The organism is Nostoc cf. commune SO-36 (assembly GCF_023734775.1).
Taxonomy (GTDB): domain Bacteria; phylum Cyanobacteriota; class Cyanobacteriia; order Cyanobacteriales; family Nostocaceae; genus Nostoc; species Nostoc commune_A.
Genome location: NZ_AP025732.1, coordinates 3027993 through 3052729, shown reverse-complemented (window position 1 = coordinate 3052729; position 24737 = coordinate 3027993). Strand labels below are relative to the sequence as shown.

Annotated in this window: 17 protein-coding genes and 4 pseudogenes; 7 read left to right on the top strand and 14 right to left on the bottom strand. The window is 42.8% G+C overall.

Annotated features, from left to right (window positions below; all coding sequences use genetic code 11):
- Positions 1-61: 61 nt before the first annotated feature.
- Positions 62-2674 (top strand): annotated as a pseudogene (gene mutS / locus ANSO36C_RS13670) (DNA mismatch repair protein MutS).
- 49 nt (positions 2675-2723) lie between these two features.
- Here the strand turns inward: mutS and ANSO36C_RS13665 are convergent.
- The 6 genes and pseudogenes from ANSO36C_RS13665 to rpmI all read right to left on the bottom strand — a co-directional run bounded on the left by ANSO36C_RS13665 (position 2724) and on the right by rpmI (position 7607).
- Positions 2724-3293 carry a peptidylprolyl isomerase gene (locus ANSO36C_RS13665; RefSeq protein WP_251959976.1) on the bottom strand — a complete coding sequence of 190 codons (570 nt, stop codon included), beginning with the start codon at positions 3291-3293 and terminating at the stop codon, positions 2724-2726.
- Positions 3294-3414: 121 nt separating this feature from the next.
- On the bottom strand, positions 3415-5397 hold the full coding sequence (locus ANSO36C_RS13660) for a primary-amine oxidase (RefSeq protein WP_251959975.1): 1983 nt from the start codon (positions 5395-5397) through the stop codon (positions 3415-3417).
- 170 nt (positions 5398-5567) lie between these two features.
- Entirely contained in the window at positions 5568-6092 is a 525-nt protein-coding gene (locus ANSO36C_RS13655; RefSeq protein ID WP_251959974.1) for a tetratricopeptide repeat protein, read from the bottom strand.
- Positions 6093-6201: 109 nt separating this feature from the next.
- Positions 6202-7018: pseudogene (locus tag ANSO36C_RS13650) on the bottom strand (transporter substrate-binding domain-containing protein).
- Between the two features lie 12 nt (positions 7019-7030).
- Positions 7031-7390: pseudogene (gene rplT, locus ANSO36C_RS13645) on the bottom strand (50S ribosomal protein L20).
- A 19-nt stretch (positions 7391-7409) separates the two neighbouring features.
- Positions 7410-7607: a 50S ribosomal protein L35 gene (rpmI, locus tag ANSO36C_RS13640; RefSeq protein WP_109007939.1), complete on the bottom strand. Its 198-nt coding sequence runs from the start codon at positions 7605-7607 to the stop codon at positions 7410-7412.
- A 115-nt stretch (positions 7608-7722) separates the two neighbouring features.
- Here rpmI and ANSO36C_RS34870 point away from each other — a divergent pair, with 115 nt between their 5' ends.
- Complete coding sequence (locus ANSO36C_RS34870; protein WP_410174698.1) at positions 7723-7839, top strand: hypothetical protein; 117 nt, start codon at positions 7723-7725, stop codon at positions 7837-7839.
- 296 nt (positions 7840-8135) lie between these two features.
- Here the strand turns inward: ANSO36C_RS34870 and ANSO36C_RS13635 are convergent, their stop codons facing one another.
- From ANSO36C_RS13635 to ANSO36C_RS13620, 4 genes and pseudogenes are all read right to left on the bottom strand, one after another.
- Positions 8136-8702 (bottom strand): hypothetical protein, encoded by a 567-nt coding sequence (locus ANSO36C_RS13635; RefSeq protein WP_251959973.1) that lies wholly within the window; start codon positions 8700-8702, stop codon positions 8136-8138.
- A gap of 220 nt (positions 8703-8922) precedes the next feature.
- Positions 8923-11355, bottom strand: a complete 2433-nt coding sequence (locus ANSO36C_RS13630; RefSeq protein ID WP_251959972.1) for an ATP-dependent helicase — start codon at positions 11353-11355, stop codon at positions 8923-8925.
- 191 nt (positions 11356-11546) lie between these two features.
- Positions 11547-12320 (bottom strand): aquaporin Z, encoded by a 774-nt coding sequence (gene aqpZ / locus ANSO36C_RS13625; RefSeq protein WP_251959971.1) that lies wholly within the window; start codon positions 12318-12320, stop codon positions 11547-11549.
- 578 nt (positions 12321-12898) lie between these two features.
- Positions 12899-13988, bottom strand: a pseudogene (locus ANSO36C_RS13620) (RuBisCO accumulation factor 1).
- A gap of 291 nt (positions 13989-14279) precedes the next feature.
- On the opposite strand from ANSO36C_RS13620, the gene ANSO36C_RS13615 reads away from it, so the two are divergent.
- From ANSO36C_RS13615 to ANSO36C_RS13600, 4 genes are all read left to right on the top strand, one after another.
- Entirely contained in the window at positions 14280-15218 is a 939-nt protein-coding gene (locus tag ANSO36C_RS13615; protein WP_251959970.1) for a response regulator, read from the top strand.
- A 52-nt stretch (positions 15219-15270) separates the two neighbouring features.
- Positions 15271-15963 carry a bifunctional demethylmenaquinone methyltransferase/2-methoxy-6-polyprenyl-1,4-benzoquinol methylase UbiE gene (gene ubiE / locus ANSO36C_RS13610; RefSeq protein WP_251960326.1) on the top strand — a complete coding sequence of 231 codons (693 nt, stop codon included), beginning with the start codon at positions 15271-15273 and terminating at the stop codon, positions 15961-15963.
- A 178-nt stretch (positions 15964-16141) separates the two neighbouring features.
- A complete protein-coding gene (locus tag ANSO36C_RS13605; protein ID WP_251959969.1) occupies positions 16142-17377 on the top strand; it encodes a DUF445 domain-containing protein in 1236 nt (411 codons plus the stop codon).
- A gap of 363 nt (positions 17378-17740) precedes the next feature.
- A complete protein-coding gene (locus tag ANSO36C_RS13600; protein WP_251959968.1) occupies positions 17741-18787 on the top strand; it encodes a DUF1611 domain-containing protein in 1047 nt (348 codons plus the stop codon).
- Positions 18788-19204: 417 nt separating this feature from the next.
- Here the strand turns inward: ANSO36C_RS13600 and ANSO36C_RS13595 are convergent, their stop codons facing one another.
- The gene (locus ANSO36C_RS13595) at positions 19205-19405 is read right to left on the bottom strand and encodes a hypothetical protein (RefSeq protein WP_251959967.1); all 201 of its coding nucleotides are present in this window, start codon (positions 19403-19405) and stop codon (positions 19205-19207) included.
- A gap of 345 nt (positions 19406-19750) precedes the next feature.
- Between ANSO36C_RS13595 and mnmE the strand changes: the two genes are divergently transcribed.
- The gene (gene mnmE / locus ANSO36C_RS13590) at positions 19751-21145 is read left to right on the top strand and encodes a tRNA uridine-5-carboxymethylaminomethyl(34) synthesis GTPase MnmE (protein WP_251959966.1); all 1395 of its coding nucleotides are present in this window, start codon (positions 19751-19753) and stop codon (positions 21143-21145) included.
- A gap of 78 nt (positions 21146-21223) precedes the next feature.
- Here the strand turns inward: mnmE and ANSO36C_RS13585 are convergent, their stop codons facing one another.
- The 3 genes from ANSO36C_RS13585 to ANSO36C_RS13575 all read right to left on the bottom strand — a co-directional run bounded on the left by ANSO36C_RS13585 (position 21224) and on the right by ANSO36C_RS13575 (position 24728).
- On the bottom strand, positions 21224-22687 hold the full coding sequence (locus ANSO36C_RS13585; protein ID WP_251959965.1) for a DICT sensory domain-containing protein: 1464 nt from the start codon (positions 22685-22687) through the stop codon (positions 21224-21226).
- 206 nt (positions 22688-22893) lie between these two features.
- Positions 22894-24393, bottom strand: a complete 1500-nt coding sequence (locus ANSO36C_RS13580) for a UDP-N-acetylmuramoyl-L-alanyl-D-glutamate--2,6-diaminopimelate ligase (protein WP_251959964.1) — start codon at positions 24391-24393, stop codon at positions 22894-22896.
- A gap of 53 nt (positions 24394-24446) precedes the next feature.
- Entirely contained in the window at positions 24447-24728 is a 282-nt protein-coding gene (locus ANSO36C_RS13575) for a glutaredoxin family protein (RefSeq protein WP_251959963.1), read from the bottom strand.
- Positions 24729-24737 lie beyond the last annotated feature (9 nt).

Here is a 24737-nt window from a genome sequence, read left to right as displayed (position 1 = left end):
CCCCTAACATCAAGCTATCATCGGATATTGGGGAATTTCCGTGCGTAACTCGATAGCATCTATGACCGCCTCTCACTCTGAAACTCCATCTACCAAGCCTGATGCAAGTACTTTTATTTCTGACCATCTACAGGTGGATCGCAGTAAGCTAAGTCAAATGTACTTACATTATGTCGAGACGAAGGATAAATATCCTCACGCAGTATTGCTGTATCGAGTAGGAGATTTCTTTGAATGCTATTTCCAAGATGCCGTAAAACTAGCGCAAGAGTTGGAATTAGTTCTCACTAGTAAGCAAGCTGGAGAGCAAGGACGAGTGGCGATGTCTGGTGTTCCGCATCACGCTTGGGAACGCTACGCGACAATGCTAGTAGAAAAAGGCTACGCAGTGGTAATTTGCGACCAAGTGGAAGATGCTTCTGAAGCTGCTGGGAGATTGGTACGGCGGGAAGTAACGCGCATTCTTACACCTGGCACTTTGCTAGAAGAAGGAATGCTCAAATCAAGCCGCAATAATTACTTAGCAGCAGTAGTAATTGCCGCCAATCATTGGGGTTTAGCCTATGCAGACATATCTACAGGCGAATTTCTCACCACTCAAGGTAGTGATTTAGAACATTTGACACAAGAATTAATGCGCTTGCAACCTTCAGAGGTGTTAGTTCCGACAAATGCGCCTGATTTGGGTAGTTTGCTGCGTCCAGGAGAAAGTTCGCCCCATCTCCCGGAGTGTTTGCCACCATCATTTTGTTATAGTTTGCGATCACAACTTCCCTTTTCCCAAGGTGAAGCTAGACCTAGATTATTGCAGAAATTTAAGGTGCGATCGCTCGAAGGACTCGGTTGCGATCATCTTCCCCTCGCCGTCCGTGCAGCCGGTGGTCTTCTGGAATACTTGGAAGATACTCAAAAAGAAAACCCTGTCACTCTTCAGAGACTCCGCAGCTATACTGTCACCGACTACTTAATAGTTGACAATCAAACCCGCCGTAACTTAGAAATTACCCAAACCGTCCGGGATGGCACTTTTCACGGTTCCCTACTTTGGGCGTTAGATAAAACTAGTACAGCGATGGGTGGGCGGGCTTTGCGGCGATGGTTGTTGCAACCGCTACTCGATATTAAAGGTATTCGCGCCCGCCTTGATACCATCCAAGAATTGATGGAAAATACGCCCCTGCGTCAAGATTTACGGCAGTTATTACGCCAAATTTATGACCTAGAACGCCTTACAGGAAGGGCGGGTTCTGGTACAGCGAATGCTAGAGATTTAGTGGCTTTGGCAGATTCCCTTTCACGCTTACCAGAATTATCCAATTTAGTAGTTGAAACGCGTTCTCCTTTCCTCAAAGCTTTGCAGAAAGTCCAAGTGTGTTGGAAGAATTAGCACAGAAGTTACACGCGCATCTTGTAGAGTCGCCACCCATACTAATTAAAGAAGGCGGATTAATTCGTCCTAGTATAAATCCCCTGTTGGATGAAAGAAAGGCGACCGTAGAGGCTGATCAACAATGGATTGCCAACTTGGAAGTTGATGAAAGAGCTAAGACAGGAATTTCCACACTGAAGGTAGGGTTTAACAAAACCTTCGGTTACTATATCAGTATTTCCCGCACCAAAGCTGACCAAGTACCCGCTCATTATATCCGTAAGCAAACCCTGACCAATGAGGAACGTTTACATCACCCCAGATTTAAAAGAACGAGAAGCCCGGATTCTCACGGCGCGAGATGATTTAAATCAGTTGGAATATGAGATTTTTACGGCGTTTGCGGGAAGAAGTAGCACAAGAGGCGGAAGTAATTCGCAATCTCTCTCGTGCAGTAGCGGCGGCAGATGTGTTGTGTGGTTTAGCTGAGTTGGCGGTGCATCAAGGTTACTGTCGTCCCGAAATGTTGCCGGGAAGGGAGATAACATTGTTGATGGTCGTCATCCGGTAGTGGAACAGTCTTTACCTGCGGGATTCTTTGTGCCGAATTCGACGCAATTGGGAAGTGAGGAAACGAACCGCAGAGGCGCAGAGGACGCAGAGGAGAAGGAGAGGAGTTTCCCCTCACCTGATTTAATTATTCTCACTGGGCCAAATGCCAGTGGCAAAAGTTGTTATTTGCGTCAGGTGGGATTGATTCAGTTAATGGCGCAGATTGGTAGTTTTGTACCAGCTAGATTTGCCAGATTGGGAATATGCGATCGCATTTTCACCCGTGTCGGTGCAGTAGATGATTTAGCAACTGGTCAATCTACCTTTATGGTGGAAATGAATGAAACCGCAAATATTCTCAACCATGCTACATCTAGGTCGCTGGTATTATTAGATGAAATTGGTCGCGGTACAGCAACATTTGATGGTCTTTCCATAGCTTGGGCAGTGGCGGAATATATAGCAGTAGATATTCGCTCACGGACAATTTTTGCCACCCATTACCACGAATTAAATGAACTGGCCAGCATTATACCGAATGTGGCTAACTATCAGGTGACGGTGAAAGAATTACCCGACCAAATTATCTTTTTGCACCAAGTTCAACCAGGAGGTGCTGATAAATCTTATGGAATTGAAGCGGGGAGATTAGCGGGTTTACCAGCCGTAGTGATTCAACGGGCAAAACAAGTGATGGGGCAAATTGAAAAACACAGTAAGATTGCGATGGGGCTGCAAAATCTCGATGGGTAAGCAAGTTTGTAATAAGGACTAAAGTCCTTACTACAAACCGAGGTGTTAATTACTGCCGAAAAATTTCTACTTTTTGTAACACCACTTCTTGATTCGGACGATCTCTAGTTGTAGGCACATTCGCGATCTTGTTGACTATATCTAGACCTTGGACAACTTCACCAAAAACACTGTGTTTGTTGTCAAGGTGAGGCGTTGGTGCTTCTGTAATGAACCATTGCGAACCATTAGTACCGCGTCCGGCATTAGCCATTGACAAGATACCTGCACCAGTGTGTCTCAATTCTGGATGAAACTCATCTTCAAATTGATATCCTGGGCCACCAGTACCCCATCGGTTGGCTGTATCTAGATAACGACTCAGAGGATCGCCACACTGAATCATAAAATCAGGGATGACTCGGTGAAAGCGAACGCCATCGTAAGCTGGAGTCCCCTTACCGGATTCACCAGTTTTAGGGTCTTTCCAGTCGATTGTTCCGGTTGCTAAACCGACAAAATTTTTGACGGTGTTGGGGGTTCGTTCTTCCTCTAAACGAACTACAATTTCACCCAAGGAAGTAATTAGACGAGCGTGCAGCTTGCCATCACCGGGAATATTAATTTCTGGAAAATTCATGAGGTATCCTATGAATGAAAACTAGCCAGTATTTGACCTAGGATAAGCTTATCAGCATTCAAGTTACAGGTTTACAGATTACGAAAAAACAGAACTAAGGAAACTTTAGAAAACGAATATTTTACTCTGGCAAATTTATCGCTGGATTACGGCTAAAGAATCCTCTAGGAATTAGCTGAAATCCACTCTGTGAACAGGCATCACCGGCCAATCCTCCCGATCGCGGAATATGAGTTACGCCCATTGTGTACCACAGTATGATATCTTCACCCAGCAAAGACTCATCATCTGCAATATATTTTGGTAAACCTTGTCCGGGTTGAGTTTGGTTGGGATAATCGCCGCCAGCATAGAGTTCAGCAGGTTTATATTTTGTTACCCAAAGGTGATGAGTCGCAAATTCTGCCCTTTGGCGGATTTTTGACCCTTCTACAGGGAAAAACATGGAGTTTCCTCCAGACATCAGCATATATCCAGGCGCAGCACCCAGAGCATTCTTTTTATCTGCATTAACAATCATCCATTGCCGACTGCTTTTCATATCCAAATCGCGCACAGCAACCGTTTCTTTTGCTAGTGGGGTTTCTGTAACTGCGATCGCATTTCCTAAAGGATTTTTCTCATCCATCGGCAAAGCTTTCACATTCATTTCCATCACAGAATTAGCCTGACCATCGACATCTAAATCTAAGCGATAGTTGAAAAAATGCTGGTGATTTACTCCGAAAATATTCTTAGCAATTAACCGACCATAAGAATCATCCTCAGATTGCTTTTGGGCAGCCGTTCCCTGCGCCAATACGATACCCGTTAACTCATTTTGGACTTCCAAAGTCCCATCCTGGTGAAAGATCCAATTGATGCTGTAATCATAGTTGTCAATAGCCACAGTCATCTTCATGACTAATTCTCGACTGCGACGGACATCATTACGCTGAGTATTATATTCATAGTGTTTCCACAGCATTCCGCGATCGCGCTCGTAGATACCGATAACCCCTGGTATTTTATAAGGTTCTCCCTGCTCATTAGCAAACACAGCATTTAGCAACACGCCATTTTCGGGAATTTCCTTACCTAATTCCATCGTATTTGCTAATACACCAAGGTTATATTCGCCAACATCAAAGGCATTCCTAAATGACCAATTAGGCTCAGGATCGCCATAAGGTACTACCATTTCTGAGAGGCTAGCGCGGTATAAAACTGGTCGAATATTTTCCCCATCATTGTACGCTACTTGGTACAGCATTAATCCATTACGAGGATGCATTGAATAGCGAAACTTCCAACCTTGCCAGCTAATTTCATTGTCTTGAATCTGGAAACTTTGACCATTAGGTTGGAAAATCTTTAATACTTTAAGTGGTGAAAGTAATTTGTCCAAGGATTTGACATCGTAGTTCCAATTTTCTTTAGAGAAAGGTACGTTTTTGCTATCAACCAAGCTAGCAACTTTACCCGTATTCAAATTGACTGTTGCTACCACTCCTTCAATCGGACTACCGTAATAGTTCCAGCCTTTGCCTTTGTAGTAAAATAAGCCGCGACAAAGACGATTACCTGTTGCTTCTTCCTTCTGGCTCAAGATTCCTGGCGCCCACCAACTAATTTTGACTTGATCAAAATCAGTAATTCCCCGCCTTTGCATCGCTTTCTGCCATCGGGAATCGGCTTTAACCACTTGAGTTGCTAATTCATATTCTGAGCTGACCAGCGCAGGTTGAACTGACGGTATTTCTTTCCAAGAACTTAAGGTTTTGCTTCTGAGATCAACGATACCTTCATAGGTTTTATTGAGCGATCGCTCATAGATTACCAAAAAAGCTTTTCGTTGAAAAGCTTTACCCGGTGTAAATTTCAAAACTTCTTCTTTATCTGGTTCTTGTAAAGCAATCAGTGGAAAAGCTGCCATTTCGCTCAAAGTTTTCTCACTTTTGATCGCTGAAACAGCTGTATTAATTTCTGCCTCAGTTAGCGAACTGAGAGGGTGGGAAATTGAAGGCTGTTGAGCCGTCAATTTTTCCATTAATCCGAGTGAGATAGAAATGACGAAAATAAGAGGAATAGATAACCATAAAAAACGCTTCAGCCGCTTAATCATCTTGTACATTTTTACAAAAGACTTATAGTTATCTATTTCCAAGCCTAAGATTGAAAACCGAGAAATTAAGAGGCTAAAGTTAAATTAATTTGTTAATATCTGGGGATTACGGACTGGCGACTAGAAAACATTGGCAAATCTTTCCTAATACCCAATCCCCAATCCCCACTTTATGCCGAAACCAACCGACGTAAAGATTCAGCACGACGTTTAGCAATAGGGTTATTTGGAGCTAATTTGAGTGCTTCTTCGTAACTTTGTAACGCCTGAGCAGTTAATTTTTTCTTTTCGTAGGCATGACCAAGATTATTTAATCCTGTCACGTAGTCTGGTTTAGATTTGAGAGCTTCTTTGTACTGACGAATTGCTAAGTCATATTGCTCTTGGGTAAAATAAATATAGCCTAACCCGTTGTAAATGGGGGCGATATTTTCTTCTCCCTCTTCTTCGGCAGTTTTGAGAGCTTTTTGAAATAGCACAATCGCTTGGGAATACAGTTTTTTATCTGAATAAATACTGCCTAACTCATAATATTCTTGAGTTGTACCCTTTTCTTTCTCTAACTTCTTTCGCAACTTTGCAAAAGAGCTTTCAACCTTGCGAGTTTTGAAAATCTGGCGAAACACAGCCACGGCTGCAATTGTGAGTACACCCACCAATATTGAGAGATAAACAACGGCTAGATTATTATCCATTGCTGCAAAGACAGATATTATAAAGTTGCTTCTGTAATCTATTATCAGTTTATTGTTATTTGTCCTTTGTCCTTGGTTATTCACTAATGACAAATGACTAATGACAAACTTACGGTAAACCCCAATATTGAGAGCGTTGCTGGAGCCAACCTTCTTCTAAGTAACGAGCGATCGCTTGATTAACGTTTCGTCTTAACTCATCATATTGCAATCCCTTGGGCATTACTACAGACAAAGGTTCAGTTGACAGCTTGGTTGGTAGTAGCCGATATTGGGGATATTGTTGCACCCAACCGCTCAAAACGCTAGTATCTGCGGCAAAGGCGACGACGGCATTATTTTCTATTCCCTCTCGCGCTTCTTCATAAGAATTAACGCCAACTAACTCGGCATTTGGCACATAGTACCGCACCTGAGCAATGGTGCTGGAACTGTTGAGTACGGCGATTTTTTGGTTTGCCAAATCACTCAACTTTTGCAAAGAGGTATCTTTTGTAACTAATACAGTGCCATCCAAATAGTAGGGAACGCTGAAACTAACTATACGAGAGCGTGACTCGGTTGCTGTGACTCTAGCGATCGCAAAATCAACTTTCTTGTCTAAGACTACAGATAAGCGATCGCGATTCGCTACAGGTTGGAATCTGACAGCCTCAGCTTTACCAACCAAGTCAACTGCCAAACGCTTTGCCAAGTCAATTTCTAAGCCTTGCAAATTACCTTTAGCATCTTTAAATCCCAAAGGACGCAAGTTATCTTTAACGGCAACAGTTAGATACCCCTGCTGCTGAATTTCTGACATTTCGGCAGCAGATGCAGTTAATCCTGTCCCCACTATGGAACAGCAAAAAATCCAAAAAACAGTGGCGGATAATACCAGATGTTAACCGAGTAATTACTTGCCATCTGTTACATCTGTTATACATCCCTTGCCACCTTTATCCTTTAGCTTGATTTGCGAGTTTCAGCAACTTTACCAAAGCTAGCTGGATCGAGGACTGCTAATTGTGCCAACATCATTGCGATTGAGTTGGATATCAGCTTTTTTCAAGTTACCGATCAACTGGCTATAGGCTCAAGCCGGTGTTGCCTAGAAGCAGCGTTGATGCGGGTGATCCAAAGGCGGCGAAATCGCGCTTCTTCTTTTTGCGATCGCGGTAGGCACTCCGTAGCGCCTTCATCACTTGTTGGTTAGCGTTCTAAACAGGGTTGAATTGGGAACCGCGAAAACCTTTAGCTAGTTTGAGAATTTTATTGCGGCGCTTCCGAGCTACATTACCGCGTTTTACCCGAGTCATAACTTATTTCCTTAAATACTTACAAATATGGGAGCATCAAGCGCACGTTAAGTTCATCGCGTTCATGTACAAGCGCACTCTGACGCATGCTACGCTTTTTGTCAGAAGATTTGTGTTCTAAAAGGTGGCTTTTGAACGCTTTCCGACGGACGATTTTGCCGGTACCGGTAGCACGGAATCGCTTTGCCGCGGCTTTACGAGTCTTTAGTTTAGGCATGGTCTAGCTTTGATTCGACACGATCCATTATTATATACTATTAAAATTGCTATAACTGCAATTAAATAAAAGCATTCTGAGTCAGCGCAAAGTTTACGAAGCTCTAAAACGCGATTTGGCGGCAAGTTTTCGTAGCGATCGCGAAGCTTATACTAATGGTAAAAACGACTATATCCGTGCTGTGATGGTTAAAGCACGGTGTGAGAAGATGGGAAAAAGCCAAAGCCATTGATATGAAAACAGAATTTAGGAGTCAGGAGCCAGAATGGGCTAAACGCCCCGCTACTGCTAACAGACTGGAATTTTTGCGACTGGTGGATAGTACAGCGTAAAGCCTTCTCTACGTGAGGCAAGCGCTGCGCTATCGAGCGTCTTGATTCTGATTCCTGAATTCTGACTCCTGAATTCTTCTTCAATTAATTTTTCTTAATGACGGTAACTTTGGGATCTAAAACAATTTGCGAACCAGATTTATTGACATGGTAAGTCCAAAATTGGCCTTTAACCTTGACAATTACTTCCCAGCCCTCAATGGGGTCGAATATCTGAATGCAAACTCACCAAAGCCAAATATGCAGGAATTTCCAAAGGTTCTTGGTGAGCTTTAGTAATTTTTAAATCAGCAATTGCAACCCCAGAACGGTTTGAAGCATCGGTCAAAATTGCATAAGAGATCGTTTTCGGCAATATCTGTAAAGCGCTCACCTTGGGATCTAAAACAATTTGTTTTCCAGATTTATCTACACGGTAAGTCCACGAATCTTGCCGAACTCTGACAACTACTTCCCAGCCTTGAATGGGGTTGTATTCCCTGGTGCAGATTTCGCCAAAATTGAACTCACAAGGATTGCCAAAAGTTTTCGATGTCACTTGAATAATCTGTAATTCTCGTCTAGGTACACCGGAACGTTTGGACGCATCCCATAAAATTTTATGGGCGATCGCTCTCGGCAAGTTACTTGATTGCGCCTGGAGTGTTTGGGACGATTGGGTGGTGTCTAAGCGAGAAACAGCCCCAGCAGAATTGTTTTCAGTAAGCCCAAATCCCCACGATACCAAGCTTGTCAACGCTAGCGCCAATACATATCTTTTCATAATCACGATTCCTTGCGATTTATGTAAATACCTGAAACCCTTATCCAGGCTTCATTTCTAGTCCAAAGAAATCTGTATAATTAATGACAATTAATTATACAGCATTAACCACCTTCTCAACTTGATCTATTTTTTGCAATGCGATCGCCTAAGTTGAAACTTCTGTAGGGCTTCTTCTGTTTTCAGCTAAAAAACCAGCATTCTGTCGGATAAAGAAAACTTAGTTGCTCATTTTAAATAAAGTCGAATTCACCACATATTCAGGAAACTGGCGTTTTAATGCTGGAAAAACTGGACAAGGCGCTTGTTCTTGTAAATTGTCTGGCTTACTCCAAGTAAAGGGGGCTTTCTGTGCCGCAGACATCCACAACAAAAGCTTTGCTCGTGTCATAGCAACATAGAGCAAACGATACTCTTCAGATGTTTTCAAATTCTTTGCCACCTCCCATGCCTGACTAACATCCGGGATGATAGATTCTTCGTGGAGGGTAGCGCGAATTTGGGCGCGGGCTACTTCTGATAAAGTAAAGTCGCCTAAGAATTGGCTTTGGGGAGGAACCCAAAATCTACCAGGAATCAAGTTTTCGTGGAGAAAGGGAAGAAATACATAGTCCCAATCTAGCCCTTTGGCTTTGTGCATGGTAATAATTGTCAGTTGACCGCGACGAGTGTAACGTTCTTCTGAATCCTCGGTTTCCACTGGTTCAAATCGTTCAGAACTGACGATTTCACTTAAAGCTGAAAGCATTCCCCCCATCGAACTATTGCCAGCTATCTGCTGGTTTACCCGTTCTGCGAGTTTGTCAGCAGTTGCTAATTCTGCTTGGTCGTAATTTAAGGTCAGGGCGAGAAAGGAAATTAGCTGGTATAAGGGCAATTCCAAGCGAGCGCGAAGTAAACTACGACATAATCGCGCGGCTTTTTGTACTGTTTCTGGCTGGGGTGCTGCTAGGGGGCCAGGATACAAAAACTCTTCTGGTAAACTAGCAAGGATGTTGAGGTCTTGAGTAGGAATTAATTGGCGCTGTACTAATGCTTCTAGGGCGGCTTTGATGTAATCGGGAGAGTGGGGGCGATCGCAAAATTGCAATAATGCCAAAATTTCTTGAGGGACATGGGAACGGCGATCGCGTTCTCCCACATCGTAGAGTATAATTTTATGCTCTTTGCACAAAGGTGTCAGAGCCTCCGCTAACCATCGTCCTTGGCGATTTTCTCGGACTAAAATCGCTGCACTATTTTGTGTTGGGTCTTCGCCAAATAACTCAATCACCCTTTGAGATAATAATTCAACGGTGTGATGAATATCACGCGGGGTATAAAGTTCTAGTCCTCGTCCGACTGGTGCGGGGTTGGCGTTAGGTTGAGGATCGCCAACTTCCACAGGGCGAATTGTCTGTAAGCGAAATGGTACTTGTCGGTTGTCAGGAATTTGTTGTTTGTTATTGGTTGTTGCTAACCACTGACTATTGATCCATTTGAGGGCAAAGTTAGCAGCTTCAATGATAATTCTAGTACTGCGACCAGCTTGATCCATCGTTGCCAATCGTTCGATGCGATCGCACTCTTCGCAAAATTGCCGAAAATAAATCGGATCGGCTGGGGTAAAGGTAGAGTTAATCGCCTGATTAGGGTCGCCAACTCGTACCAAGTTGAGTGTTGACTGATGACTGATGACTGATGATTGAGGAGTTATTATTCTCTCCCTGCCCCCTGCCTCTTCTCCCCCATCACTCGCTAAAATTTCTAACAACTGCGTCTGTAGGGGGCTAGAATCTTGGGCTTCGTCTTCAAAGACGGCGAATACTTGATTTTGCTCAATCCGACGGGCACTGTCATTTTCTAAAACGCGCAGTGCGGCTAAAATCATATCGTCGTAATCAATGAAGTCACGCGATCGCATTAAGTTTTGATATTGCTCATACAATCCCGCCGCTATGCTCAAAATTGCGTATTCGTCTGTGGTTTCTTTACTCCACTCCCGCAACAATTGTGGCGATATCCCAGAACTTTTTGCTTCATGAATTACTGTATTTGCCAATTCCGGCAATACTTCTGTTCGCAGTACCGATTGGCGACGCAACCTTTCTGTCTCTTCTCCGTCAAATTGATGACCTTCTAATAACCGCAAATATATATCTGGATTATTTACAATCCATTGTTCTACAGCATTTCTAATAAAACGGTGACTTTGGGTTGGTGTAATTAAGGTGACATTTTCTAATTGCAAACCTGATAAATCAGGATGGCGGCCGGCAATATTCAACGCTAAACCATGTAGAGTATAGACAAAAAAGCCGGTCTGAGGTAGAGACAATTTCTTTAAATCTTTGCGGATCTTCGCTTTAATATTGGCAGCAGCAGAGCGAGTAAAAGTAACGACTACCAGCTGACGGCGAAAGGATGAACGCTCATACTGACGGGCGATCGCGATCGCTGCCGCCGCCGCCATCCCCGTAGATTTGCCTGCACCAGGAACGGCAGAAATAGCCAAAGGGCCAGATTGCCAGTCAGCCATTTGTTGTTGTCCAGGGCGTAGACTGTTGCGGATTGCGAGAATCTTCTCGCGCAGAGAAAGAGTAGGCGATCGCTCCAACAATTCTGAGTGGAGTAATTCTTGAGCCACAGGAGCAGTAAATTTAGAGTCAGACATATTAAATTTTATATTTTAAATAGATGATAATCTTTTGTGATTTTTAATCCAAAATTCCTAGATTGTTGATATCCCAATCCTAAATGAGTTATGAACAAAAAGAACCCCGACTTCTTGAAGAAGTCGGGGTTCTAAGCTTCTCGGTGGAAAGCAAAAAATATCAAGCTAACTCGTACAGTTGAAAATGACTTTTAAACTAGCTCTTTGATGTTTTGCCGTTCGCCCACAGTTGATTCACTAAAGACGGCTACATATAACCATCCTGCTAAAATAGCCCCCAAAATCGGAGCTATCCAGAACAGCCAAACTTGTGAAAACATTTGTACACCTGCAAATAGAGCAACTCCAGTACTACGGGCCGGATTAACCGAGGTATTGGTTACAGGAATGCTAATCAGGTGAATCAAAGTAAGCCCAAAACCAATTGCTAGTGGTGCAAATCCTTTAGGAGCGCGGCTATCAGTCACACCCAGAATAATCAATAAAAACATGAAAGTCATGACAACTTCACTAAGGAAGCAAGCAAACAGGGTGTAACCACCTGGAGAGTGAGTCCCGTAGCCATTAGTGGCCAATGGGTTAGAGCCAGTCAGGGTAAATCCAGTTTTGCCGCTCGCAATTAGGTAGATAATGCCTGCACCAACAACTGCACCGATTACTTGAGAAGCAATATAAGGTAGTAAGTCAGACCCCGGAAAACGCTTACCTGCCCACAGTCCGAAGGAAACAGCTGGGTTGAAATGGCCACCAGAAATATGACCAAAAGCATAAGCCCCTGTGAGTACGGTAAGCCCGAACGCCAAAGATACGCCGACTAATCCAATACCTAGTGGAAAAGAAGTACTTTCGCTGATTTTTGCTGCATCTGCGGTGTAGGCTGCGGCTATAACAGCACTACCACAACCACCTAAGACAAGCCACAATGTACCAATGAATTCGGCCAAGCAACGTTTAGTTAGAGACATTTTTGGAAAACTCCTTGTTCAGCGACAAACGAGTGATAGAAATGTTGGACAATCTTTAAGTCATTTATATCAACAGAAATTCATTGGGTTTGTTTTCTTCCCATTAAATTTCCAATTAGTGATAGTTCTGAATCCCTCACTAATGAATTCTGACTTCGCAATTCTTCAAGAAACTAAATCAAAAAAAATAGTAACTCGTTTTTTTACCTAATAATTGTGGTAATAAAAGAGGATACCGGAAAAAATAAAATAACAAAAAAAATACTTAATTTCTTAAGCATTTTACTTGAATTATACATTTGTTAATATTCTTCTCGTGGATTATATTAAAAATGATTTGAAAATTTATTTAAATTTTATGATATTTTTATCTGAAAAAATACTGTTCTCTATCTTTGATGAAAAAGAAAGAGCTTAGACAAGGCATTGGGAAGCCAGTGCCTTGCTCTGCTTAAGAGAGTTAAAGTAACTGGCGGCATTGACCAAATAGAAAATTCAACTAATGCCTCGTCTACTATGCGCTATTTGGACAGTATTAATAGATCACATCACACAGTTAGCCCTGTCTAAAATTGAATTTATTCGTCAATCTGCCATGAATCCTTAGTTAATTCTTCATCCAGAATTTTTTTTAGGACGCACGATGATAATAATTTGTCCTAATAAGGGAATTTCTGGCTCAGTTTCAAACCATTGAAAATCTAATTGACCACTATTTTCAACAACAAAGTAGCTAGAGGCATCCCATTCTCGTTGGGCACGATCTATAACTACTACAACTGGCCCTATTTGGCTTTGGGTTTGGATAGGGAAGCGATCGCTATTCGCTAAAATCACTACTGGATCTTCAGCCGCCAACAACACTTGCCAACCTGGTAATGGTATCCAAGCTTGCTCTCCAGAAAACTTCACCATCCGAAATGGTTCAATTTCTGTCAGTATGGGCACAGCTTGCAAGTCTTGTCGTGACAATGGCAACTCGCCAACCACAGGTAAGATTCGCGGTAATTGTTCTTCAATTTCCAGGCGGTAAAAGGGTAAAATTGGCGCTGGACGCTGGGGAACAGTAGTAAAATCAGTCAGTAGCTGTTCGATTTTTTGCCTGGCTGCTGGCGTGTGAGCAAAACGTAAACCTTTAGCAATTAGGCGCGATCGCTGTTGTAAATCTGCATTTTGGCGTGCCAGTTTCCAAACTTGATGAGCAACAGCATCACCAGGATGGGCAGAAAATCCTTCTGGTAAAGTGCGGTAATAAGAGAACTCTTTCAGGGCTTTTGCTATATCCCGTGCCTCATCAGCATCAACATTGTGAACGAAGATGAGTTCGGCGGCGGCGGCGCGTTCTTCTTGGGTGAGCAAACGCAGTTCGTATAAAACATCACTGCCGCGTGTGGCATAGTGCGATCGCGTTGCTTCCGATACTCCAAATTTTTCCAAAGAATTGTAAACTTGAGAACCAACAACCACTTGATTTTGTTGAATCGGCTCAAATCCAGTCGCCTCAAAAATTTCTTGGGGGTTGTAACCAGTTTTTAGCAACGAGGCGATCGCGGCTCCCCATTCCACCCAGTTGCCTTGTTTTTGCCTCAGCCGTCGCAGTAACTCTTGTGCTACATCGTTGGTAACATTGTCTTCGGGATTCTGAGCGTTGGGTGGTAGATCAGTCATAATCGGAGTGCGAGCTTCAACTTGAGAGGTTAATTAACACCTCATGAGCAAGTATTATTCTAATCTATGAACTACCCAGACCTACTGTCTTGATTTCATCTGGGGAAACTTATAAGAGAAGCAGGAGGCAGGAGGAAAGAATTACGCGACAAATTTTCTCTGTAGCGCTCAATATTAACGTTTCTGAATATGCCAGATAACTCCGTATAAACCCTTGGTAGTTTTCAGCTATTCTCAACTAAACTTGGTATGGAATATAACAAGAGAGTGAATATTTAAAGGAAATATCTTATGAATAATCCCAGTGTTGAAAATGATAAAGTCCAATATCAAGTGATGACTCTCGAACGACCAAAAAAGCTGAAAATCTTGGTAGTTGACGATGAGCCAGATAATCTCGATCTACTTTATCGCACATTTCGACGCGACTTTAATGTTCTGAAAGCTGATAGTGGGGTGAACGCCCTAGAAGTTTTGGCAGCAGAAGGGGAGGTAGCGGTGATTATCTCCGATCAACGAATGCCAGAAATGAAAGGAACTGAGTTTCTCAGCAAGACAGTACCTCAGTTTCCCGATACGGTAAGAATAATTCTCACTGGATTTACTGATATTGAAGATTTGGTAGAAGCGATTAATGCGGGGCAAGTCTACAAATATATTACCAAGCCTTGGGATCCTGGGGAACTGAAGGCAGTAGTGCAAAGAGCAGCAGAAACCTACGACTTACTCAAACAGCGTACAGAAGAATTACGTCGTGCCCATGCTCAAATGGCGCTGCTGAGTGTTTTGGTACAGGTAACTCAAGCAGCTTCTAGCTTAGAGGAAACTCTTGCTCCAATTGCTAGGGCTGTGAGTGAGACTTTTGGGGCAGAAGGCTGTATCTTACAACTTACAGATGGAAATACTCTGATTGCGACTCAAGGAACTTACAGCGATACAGGTACAATAGATAATTGGTTATCTCAAGATCCACTGACAACAGAAGCGATCGCCACTAGGCAAATGCAAGTGTCCTTAAATGTACTTAAAGACACCAAATTAGTTGATGCTATTCACTACCAAAATACGGGTGTGCAAGCACACTTAGTGATCCCAATTAGCTACCGGAATCAACTTTTGGGTGTATTGTCGCTACAGTGGAAACAACCTTGCACTTTGCGGGAAGATGAATTAATGCTAATTAATTTATCAGCAGAACTAGTGGCGATCGCTCTTACTAGTTGTCATTAGTCATTTGTCAAAAACCAATGCCCAATGCCCAATGCCCCATGCCCCATACCCAATGACTAACGAAATTCAGTCCATTTTTAACCGTATTGCTCCAGTTTATGACCAATTAAACGATTGGTTGAGTCTGGGACAGCATCGAATCTGGAAGGAAATGGCAGTAAAATGGAGTGCAGGTAAACCGGGAGATACCGCATTAGATTTGTGTTGCGGTAGTGGTGATTTAGCCTTACGTTTGGCACGGCGCGTGGGAGCAACAGGCAAGGTGTACGGAGTGGATTTTTCCCCAAATCTGCTAGAAAAGGCTAAAGAACGCTCCCAAAAGCAGTACCCCCAACCTGCGATCATCTGGGTAGAAGCTGATGTACTCAACTTGCCCTTTGAAGACAACCAATTTGATGCCGCAACAATGGGCTATGGTTTAAGAAATGTTAAAGATATTTCTCGCAGTCTCCAAGAGTTATACCGGGTTTTGAAGCCGGGAGCTAAAGCCGCAATTTTAGACTTTCATCGACCGAGTAATCCTCAGCTACGTGCCTTTCAGCAGTTGTATCTGGACGGTTTCGTGGTTCCAGTTGCCAATTATTTAGGCTTAAAAGAAGAATATGCTTACATCAGCCCCAGCTTAGACCGCTTTCCCGTCGGGAGAGAGCAAATAGAGTTAGCGCGTCAAGTTGGTTTTGCAGTTGCCACACACTACCCCATTGTGAACGGTATGATGGGAGTGCTGGTAGTCAGCAAATTTTAGATTTTAGATTTGCAATTTTGGATTGGGGACTGCGGAATAGGTAATGCGTAATGGAGAATCCTTAGTGGTTAGTGAAAAAGCAACTAACAATTAATAACCGCCAAATACCAATTACCAATACTCAATCCCTAATTTATAATCTAGAATCCAAAATCCAAAATCCAAAATCCAAAATCCTGTGGACTGGTCTCATCTTTGGCTTTATGTGTCTCCCCCGGTACTGGGTGGAATTATTGGCTATTTCACAAATGATATAGCCATCAAAATGTTGTTCCGTCCTTACCGAGCAATTTATATCGCTGGACGAAGAGTACCCTTCACCCCTGGATTGATCCCCCGCAATCAGGAACGTTTGGCTAAGAATATTTCCAATACAATCATGGGGTCACTTTTGACACCACAAGAATTGCAAAATTTGGCACGGCGTTTGTTGCAAACAGAACGCGTGCAAGCAGCAATTCTCTGGTTGTTGCGGCTGGCGATTGAACAAATCAAAACAGATAAAAACGAGAAAAGTGCCAAAATTGTAGCGGGAATTTTGCGGGATTTACTAGGGGAATCCTTGCCACGATTACTCAAGGTTTTAGCGCGACGTGAAGATTTTTTGGAAGCGCAAATCAATCAAATTTTTGACCAGATATTGCTAGAATTTCAACTAACTGAAGAACAAGCTACGCGGCTAGCTGATTGGTTGTTGCAAGTAGTTTTACCGCCGGATCTTCTGCGCCAAACGATAGTTGATTTTTTGACCGATCGCACGATTCAAATTATTGATGAAGGCTTCCGGGAAAAAACCAGTGGTACTTATTGGGTAGTAGCAAATTTATTTGGCTTACGTAATACTCTCACCCGGCTACGAACTTTTTGTTTAGATGAAAAAGAGGCTGCTAATACTCGCTTGCAGGAATTGACTCAAGATTTGCAAATCCGCGATCGCATTCGGAAATTACTGCAAAATTTATCATTACAAAACTTGCCAATAGGTACGGTGCGCCAGCTACGAAAGACCACCCGCGAAAGTGTCCGCCATTACCTGCAAAACAGTGGCAGCGATTTTTTACAAGGATTAACTGATTCTGTTGATTGGGAAAATATTGCTGTAGTGCTGCTGAATCGTCTTAGTACTTCACCAGTTGTAAATACTTCTTTAGAAGTTATGAGTCAAGAGTTAGCTCTAATTTTAGAGAAGTATTTGGAAAAAGATTTAGAAGCAATTGTGGCCCAAGCAATCCCAATTTTATCCATAGATGAAGTGATAGTTGACCGTGTAAAATCAACTTCCCCGGCTGATTTAGAAGCTGCAATTGAAGGAATTGTCAAAAATGAATTGCAGGCGATTGTTACTTTAGGTGGTGTTTTGGGTTTTGTGATAGGTTTATTGCAGACTGTGTTTTTAATATTAAGTCAATATTAATTCTTAATTTTTGCCTGTCAACTTTTATCAAATTACTATAAACTGCCCAGATTTGGAAATGCGTGAAATTGTCTCTTTGTAAGACTTTTTGAGTTCACCTTTTCTTTAATACTAAACCAGTTAAAATTGCTGTTGTCGCAGCTATATTACTCTGCAAAGTTGGTCAGGAATACCGATAATTTTCTGTGCCGTGTAATATACTTGTAGGGTCATCTGTACCGCCCAACACCGCCAATGGAAATAAACTTGGATAGCGCAAAAATACTTACGTAGGCTGTTCCCATAGTCGAAGTATCTTGAACTCATGATGAGTACTACCAATAGTAAAACTATTTTGTTGCAGGATTTCTGAGGTACAACACAGTGCGTCTACCACTTAATCAACGAGTAGCTATCTTGCTACATGAAGGAACTACTGGAACTCAGGGAAAAACGGGGTTATCTATATTACGTTACAGCGAAGCCCCAATTGTAGCCGTAATTGATCGCGAGTGTGCTGGCAAATCCCTAACACAATTAACAGGTATCAAGCGTGATGTGCCGATTGTGGCATCTGTAGCCGCAGCCCTAGATTACCACCCGGAAGTTTTGGTAATTGGCATTGCCCCAGGAGGTGGTGCTGTACCAGATGATTACTGGCTGGAAATCAAAGAGGCTTTAGAAGCTGGAATATCTCTGGTGAATGGTTTACATACACCAATGGCAAGTATCCCAGAGTTAAATGCACTACTTAAACCAGGTCAATTAATTTGGGATGTGCGTAAAGAACCGTCTAATATAAGTGTTGCTAGTGGAATGGCACGCACCCTCCCATGTCGGCGAGTGTTGACAGTAGGAACGGATATGGCGATTGGTAAAATGTCAACTAGCCTAGAGTTACATTGGGCATCAAAACTACGAGGCTGGCGTTCCAAATTCCTGGCTACAGGGCAAACTGGGGTGATGTTAGAAGGCGACGGCGTGGCTTTAGATGCAGTGCGAGTAGACTTTGCCGGCGGTGCTGTGGAACAGATAGTTATGCGCTATGGCAAAGACTACGACATTTTGCACATTGAAGGACAAGGTTCCTTGCTACACCCTGGTTCAACAGCAACTCTACCTTTAATTCGTGGTTCGCAACCAACCCAATTGGTATTGGTACATCGGGCGGGACAAGTTCATATACGCAATCATCCTCATGTACTAATTCCACCTTTACCAGAGGTGATTCGGCTTTATGAAACCATTGCTAGCGCCGGTGGTGCATTTGGAACTGTTTCTGTAGTGGGTATAGCGCTGAACACAGCTCATCTAGATGAGTCTGCGGCCCAGGAAAGCATCGCTCAAACAATAGCAGAAACGGGGCTACCTTGTACTGATGTAGTACGCTTTAATGCCAATGTACTTGTGGATGCAGTGATGAAGAATTAGGTGGTGTAAAATGCTTCACTCTTAACACTTTTGAACTGGGGACTGGGACAGTGTTGATGGAGATTCAAACTTCAAGCAAATTGAAAAAAGACTCTTTCCCAGTCCCAGAGATTGCTAGTACAGCACAGCGTAAATAAAGCAACTATTTCAAATCGTTCAAAAGCCTGTCTTCTAAGCTTTTAGGATTTACGCATTGACAAGAAATAGTAAATATGTATAACGTGAAAAGCCACATCTTTCGTAAGGGTAAAGCATTGCTAAACCCCTACAGCATGGTCTATTTACGATCAAAGGATAATTAATCAAATCCTGAAACAACCTATTTTCGTTAAGCCACATCATGATTAATTTGTACAGTGCGTAAGTCCTAGCTTTTTAACTTTTGACTTGCAGTACTAATGCCTATTAGCCCAAATGTTATGGATCTTCAGGAAAAACCCATTTTGGCGGTTCCGTCACTTTTTTTCGCAAGCGTTCTTCTGCCAACTCCAGCATTTTGTCTAAGGGAGTGTCTTCAATAAATTTTGTCGCTGCCTCTCTAAACTCTATATTGGGGCATTTATCCCCTAAAACACACCCGTTAATACAGGCTTGGGCACAGTCAATTTTTTGCTCCATAATAAATTCCTCTCTAAAAATTATGAGTGTGAGCTATGATTTTCACCCCTAACTCTTCACCGGAGGCGGAGCATCTTTGGCTCCGCTCTTAACTTTTTACTATCAGGTATTATCCTCTAAGTAAATTTTACCTTGCCAATTGCCATCTCATTAGTCTAAATACTTACCATTTAGAAAGTTATGAGTTATGAGTTATGATTTTTACTCTTAAGGGAATTCCAGTAAAAAAACATCCTATCGTAGGGGCGCAAGGTCTTGCGCTCCTAAAAATTTACAAATAATTTTGGATAATTTATTTTTTATCAGTCCTTAATTTTTCACTCCTAACTCTTATAAAGGGCGCTCATGTCAGAACTCTTTGCTACTACTGGAACTATAGCCGCGATCGCCACTGCTGTTGTCCCCCAACAGGGTAGTGTTGGTATTGTGCGGGTGTCCGGTTCTCAAGCAATGGCAATTGCCCTAAGTCTTTTTCATGCACCAGGGCGACAAGTTTGGGAAAGTCACCGGATTCTCTATGGTTACATTCGCCATCCCCAGACGCAACAACTAGTAGATGAAGCCCTGTTGTTGATTATGAAAGCACCCCGTTCTTACACCCGTGAAGATGTAGTGGAATTCCATTGCCACGGGGGAATTATGGCAGTGCAGCAGGTGTTGCAGCTGTGTTTGGAAAATGGTGCTAGATTAGCGCAACCAGGAGAATTTACTCTCCGCGCCTTTTTGAATGGACGATTGGATTTAACTCAAGCCGAAGGTATTGCTGATTTAGTGGGAGCTAAATCACCCCAAGCTGCTCAAAGTGCCTTAGCTGGTTTACAAGGAAAATTAGCTCATCCGATCCGTCAGTTACGCGCTAACTGTTTGGATATTTTGGCAGAAATTGAAGCTCGGATCGATTTTGAAGAAGACCTTCCACCGTTGGATGATAAAGCAATCATATCAGAAATCGATAAAATTGCCGTAGAAATAACTAGGTTATTGGCAACCAAAGACAAAGGGGAGTTGCTACGCACTGGTTTAAAAGTGGCAATTGTTGGGTGTCCGAATGTAGGTAAATCGAGTTTATTGAATGCTTGGAGCCGGAGCGATCGCGCCATTGTGACTGATTTACCTGGTACAACCCGCGATGTTGTCGAATCGCAGTTAGTTGTGGGGGGAATTCCTGTACAAGTGCTAGATACTGCGGGGATTCGGGAAACAACAGACCAAGTGGAAAAAATTGGCGTGGAGCGATCGCGTCGTGCCGCCAATGCAGCTGATTTAGTCTTGCTTACCATCGATGCTTCCGCAGGTTGGACAGAAGGCGATCAAGAAATTTACGAACAGGTGCAACACCGTCCATTGATTATAGTAATTAACAAAATCGATTTAGTAGAAGAAGAGGATAGGAAAAATCTTCAATTTAAAATCGAAAATCCAAAATCCAAAATTGTCACAGCCGCAGCCCAAAATCAAGGTATTGATGCTTTAGAAACAGCAATTTTAGAGATAGTTCAATCGGGAAAAGTACAAGCTGCTGATATGGATTTAGCCATTAACCAAAGGCAAGCAGCAGCCTTAACTCAAGCTAAAATTTCTTTAGAACAGGTACAAGCAACCATTACCCAACAGTTTCCCCTTGATTTTTGGACAATTGACTTACGGGGTGCGATTCAAGCTTTAGGAGAAATTACTGGAGAAGAAGTAACAGAATCAGTTTTGGAGAGGATTTTTAGCAGGTTTTGTATTGGAAAATAAACTAAAAAATTATTTGTTTAAATATGAGTTATAAGTTATGAATTATAAATTTATAACTCATAACTTATAACTCATAACTCATAACTCATTTTCTATAGCGATCGCTCTTGGGATATTGTTAACACTTGCCAACTGCACTGTAAAGGTAGAACCTTCTGATAACTTACTTTTTACAGAAATAGATCCGCCACAACGCAGAAGCAATTGCTGTACTATTGTTAACCCCAACCCAGCACCACCATAATCTTCTGTTGAAGATGTACGCACACGATAAAAGCGGTCAAATATTTTGGGGATTTCGTTTTCGGCAATACCGATACCTGTGTCGCGGAATTCTAATTGGACATAATCGCCTTGAGTACGGGCACGCACCCATGCTTGACCCCCATTAGGAGTAAACTTAATGCTGTTGTGCAGCAGATTAATCACAATTTGCCTCAGACCACCACTCACGCACCAAACAGATGGGAGTTCAGTCGGTATAGTGTAGGCTAACATAATCCCTTTTTCTTGGGCTAGAGGTTGGTAGGTACTGACTACTCCAGGCACAATATCTGAGAGACGTACCGATTCCAAAGTTGTCCCATCTAAATTCCGTTCTAGCTGCACCAGTTCCAACAAACCCGTAATCAGGGAATTCTGATGATCGCACTGGGTATTTAACATCTGTAAATAACGTTGTCGCTGTGGGGGTTTGAGATTAGGGGAATTCAATAATGAGAGTGCTGTTTTCATGTGCGTTAGAGGTATACGCAATTCCTGACATACATTATTTAGATATTCATCTTTGAGTTGCTCTTTGTTGTAGAATTCTTGATTTTGCTGCTGCAACTTAGTAGTGCGTACTGTGATGATTTGACGATTAATTTCATCTTGTCGCAGGAGTTGTTTAGCCAACAGTTGATTCATCAGTGTGGCTTGGGGCACAGCTGGACAAATAAAACTAGTAGGTATTGGGGATAATTCTGGCGCGTAGACGCCTAGGGGCTTGTCGTTAGATATCGCTTGTTGGATACCATGTAATACTTGCTGAATTACTCTCCCCTCAACAGTAGTTATAATGAGCAATGGCTGGTTTTTATTAGTATTCACCTTGCCCGATGTCTGATTTTTGCGTTTTTTAAGTGGTCGATGAGCCAAAATTAAACTGCAAAACTGCGGCGATAACACCATCAAAAAGTTTTCCCGTCGCAGTTGGCTTTCTGGTGGTAGGTAAACGGGGACATGATAGGAAGATGAAGGGGTATTTTCTTCCCCTGCTTTTCCATCTCCCTCTTTCCCACTCTCGTTAATCTGGCAAGTATAAATTAAACTAGACCCACCTATCGAAGATTGATAACGGGCTAATTCTGATTGCCAAATTTTTTCTGGTGGTAACTTCACCCATAAAGTGGCTGCAATTTGCTGCTCAATTAGTAAGTCAATTTGCGCTCTCACTAGTGATAGTAGAGTAGCAGGACTGAGGGACAAAGGTTTAGGAGGCGCTTGCACTCCCATGACCAGTTGATAAACAGACAGATCCTTAGCCAGAGAAACATTCATGAGTCAAGCACAACAAGGATGAAGCAACAAGTAATTCTGTCTTCGATTTTCACCTTTATGTGTGCATTTTTTACAAAATCCCCACGGAAAAATACATTAAGTATAAAAACTCTCCCTACAAGGGGGTGGGGAGTGGGGGCAGGGAGCAGGGGAGGCAGGGGGGACAAGGTTGCAACAAGTCTTTCCCCTTGTCCCCAATGCCCAAATTAACTTTGTATTCTCGGTCTTTGGTGTAAAGCGTCGCGTGCGTGTTCTCGGTCATCAAAATGGATTTTTTCGGTGCCGAGAATTTGATAATCTTCGTGACCTTTACCAGCAAGCAACACTCCATCACCGGGTTGTGCTTGTAAAATAGCGGTACGAATTGCGATCGCCCGATTGCAAATTACAGTTGGTTGTACTGTATCAGCAATTCCCGCTAAAATATCTTCTAAAATCCTTTCTGGGTCTTCAGTCCGGGGATTATCTGATGTCACTACTGCCACATCAGCTAACTCAGCAGCAATTTTACCCATTTTTGGACGCTTAGTGCGATCGCGATCGCCTCCACAACCAAACACACAAATCACTTTTCCCGGTATAAAGGGACGCGCAGCTTTCAGCAGATTTTCTAAACTATCGGGTGTGTGGGCATAATCCACAATTACGCTAATATCTTGGTCAGCATCAATTTGTACCCGTTCCATCCGTCCCGGAACTCCGGGAAACTCAGGTATCACAGATACGAGTAACTGCAAATCTAGACCTAAGTGTAAAACTGCTCCTACGGCCGCGAGAAGATTTTCTAAATTATATTGTCCGACTAGAGGCGATCGAAAAGCCACGTCACCTTTTGGTGTATGTAATGTCCCACTAACACCATTCGGCTGGTAACTTAAATCACTCATCCATAAATCGGCGCTGTTATCGTTGACACTGTAACTCCAAACGCGCTCAGAATCTAACGAGGCAATTAACCGCTTACCGTAAGAATCATCAGCATTAATTATTGCCCGTCCCTTGAGATAATTGGGGCTAAATAACAACGCTTTGGCGGCAAAGTAATCTTCCATGTCGGTGTGATAATCGAGATGGTCTTGAGTAAGATTACTGAACACCGCCACATCAAATTCACAACCCAACACTCTACCTTGAGCTAAAGCGTGAGAACTTACTTCCATCACCCCGAACTCACTACCAGCCTTTACAGCCTCTGCCAACTGCTGTTGCAGTTCCACCGCAAAGGGTGTAGTGTGGGCAGCAGTTTGCTCAAAACCTGCCCAACGAGTGTAGAGAGTTCCCATCAAAGCTGTAGCTAGATTAGCTTTGATGAGCAGAAATTCAATCAGATGAGTTGTTGTAGTTTTGCCATTTGTACCAGTCACACCTACCAACTTGAGTTTTCGCCCCGGATAACCGTAAAAAGCACTGGCTATCTGGGCACAAGCTTGAGTTATGTTACTTGCACTAATGACCACAGCCTCATTCGTGGGAGGATTTTTTTGTGCAGCTTCGGGAGAAACGATCGCAGCTACAGCCCCGGATGCGATCGCACTTTGCCAAAATTCCCCACCATCAACCCGCGTTCCTGGCATCCCAATAAATAAATCTCCCGCACTACAAGCATGGGAATTCGTTTTTAAACCCCTAACTTCCACATCCTCCATCGGATGGCTAGGCAATTGTTCAACACTGTCTACCGCCGTTAGTAATTCCCGCAATTTCATTTTGTGAACCTCGTCACCTTCTTGATCTTGCGCTTATTCTGCATTATTTTTTTCTAATTGGCTAAATACTTACGCAACATTTGCTCCAACTGCTGCACACTAGCACGAGGAGAAGGACGCGGCAATAATTTCTCACTACCCTCTGCGTCCTCTGCGCCTCTGTGGTTCGATAAATAAAGTACCGGCACTTCATACTCATACGCAGCAAACCAATCTTCACGAGTCGTAATATCCCTAACTTCGAACTCGAAACTAAAATTTTGGATTTGTTCTAGCTTTTCTTGCAAGCCTTCACATAAATGACAGCCGGGTTTACTGTATAAAATTAATCGCATTTGTTAATT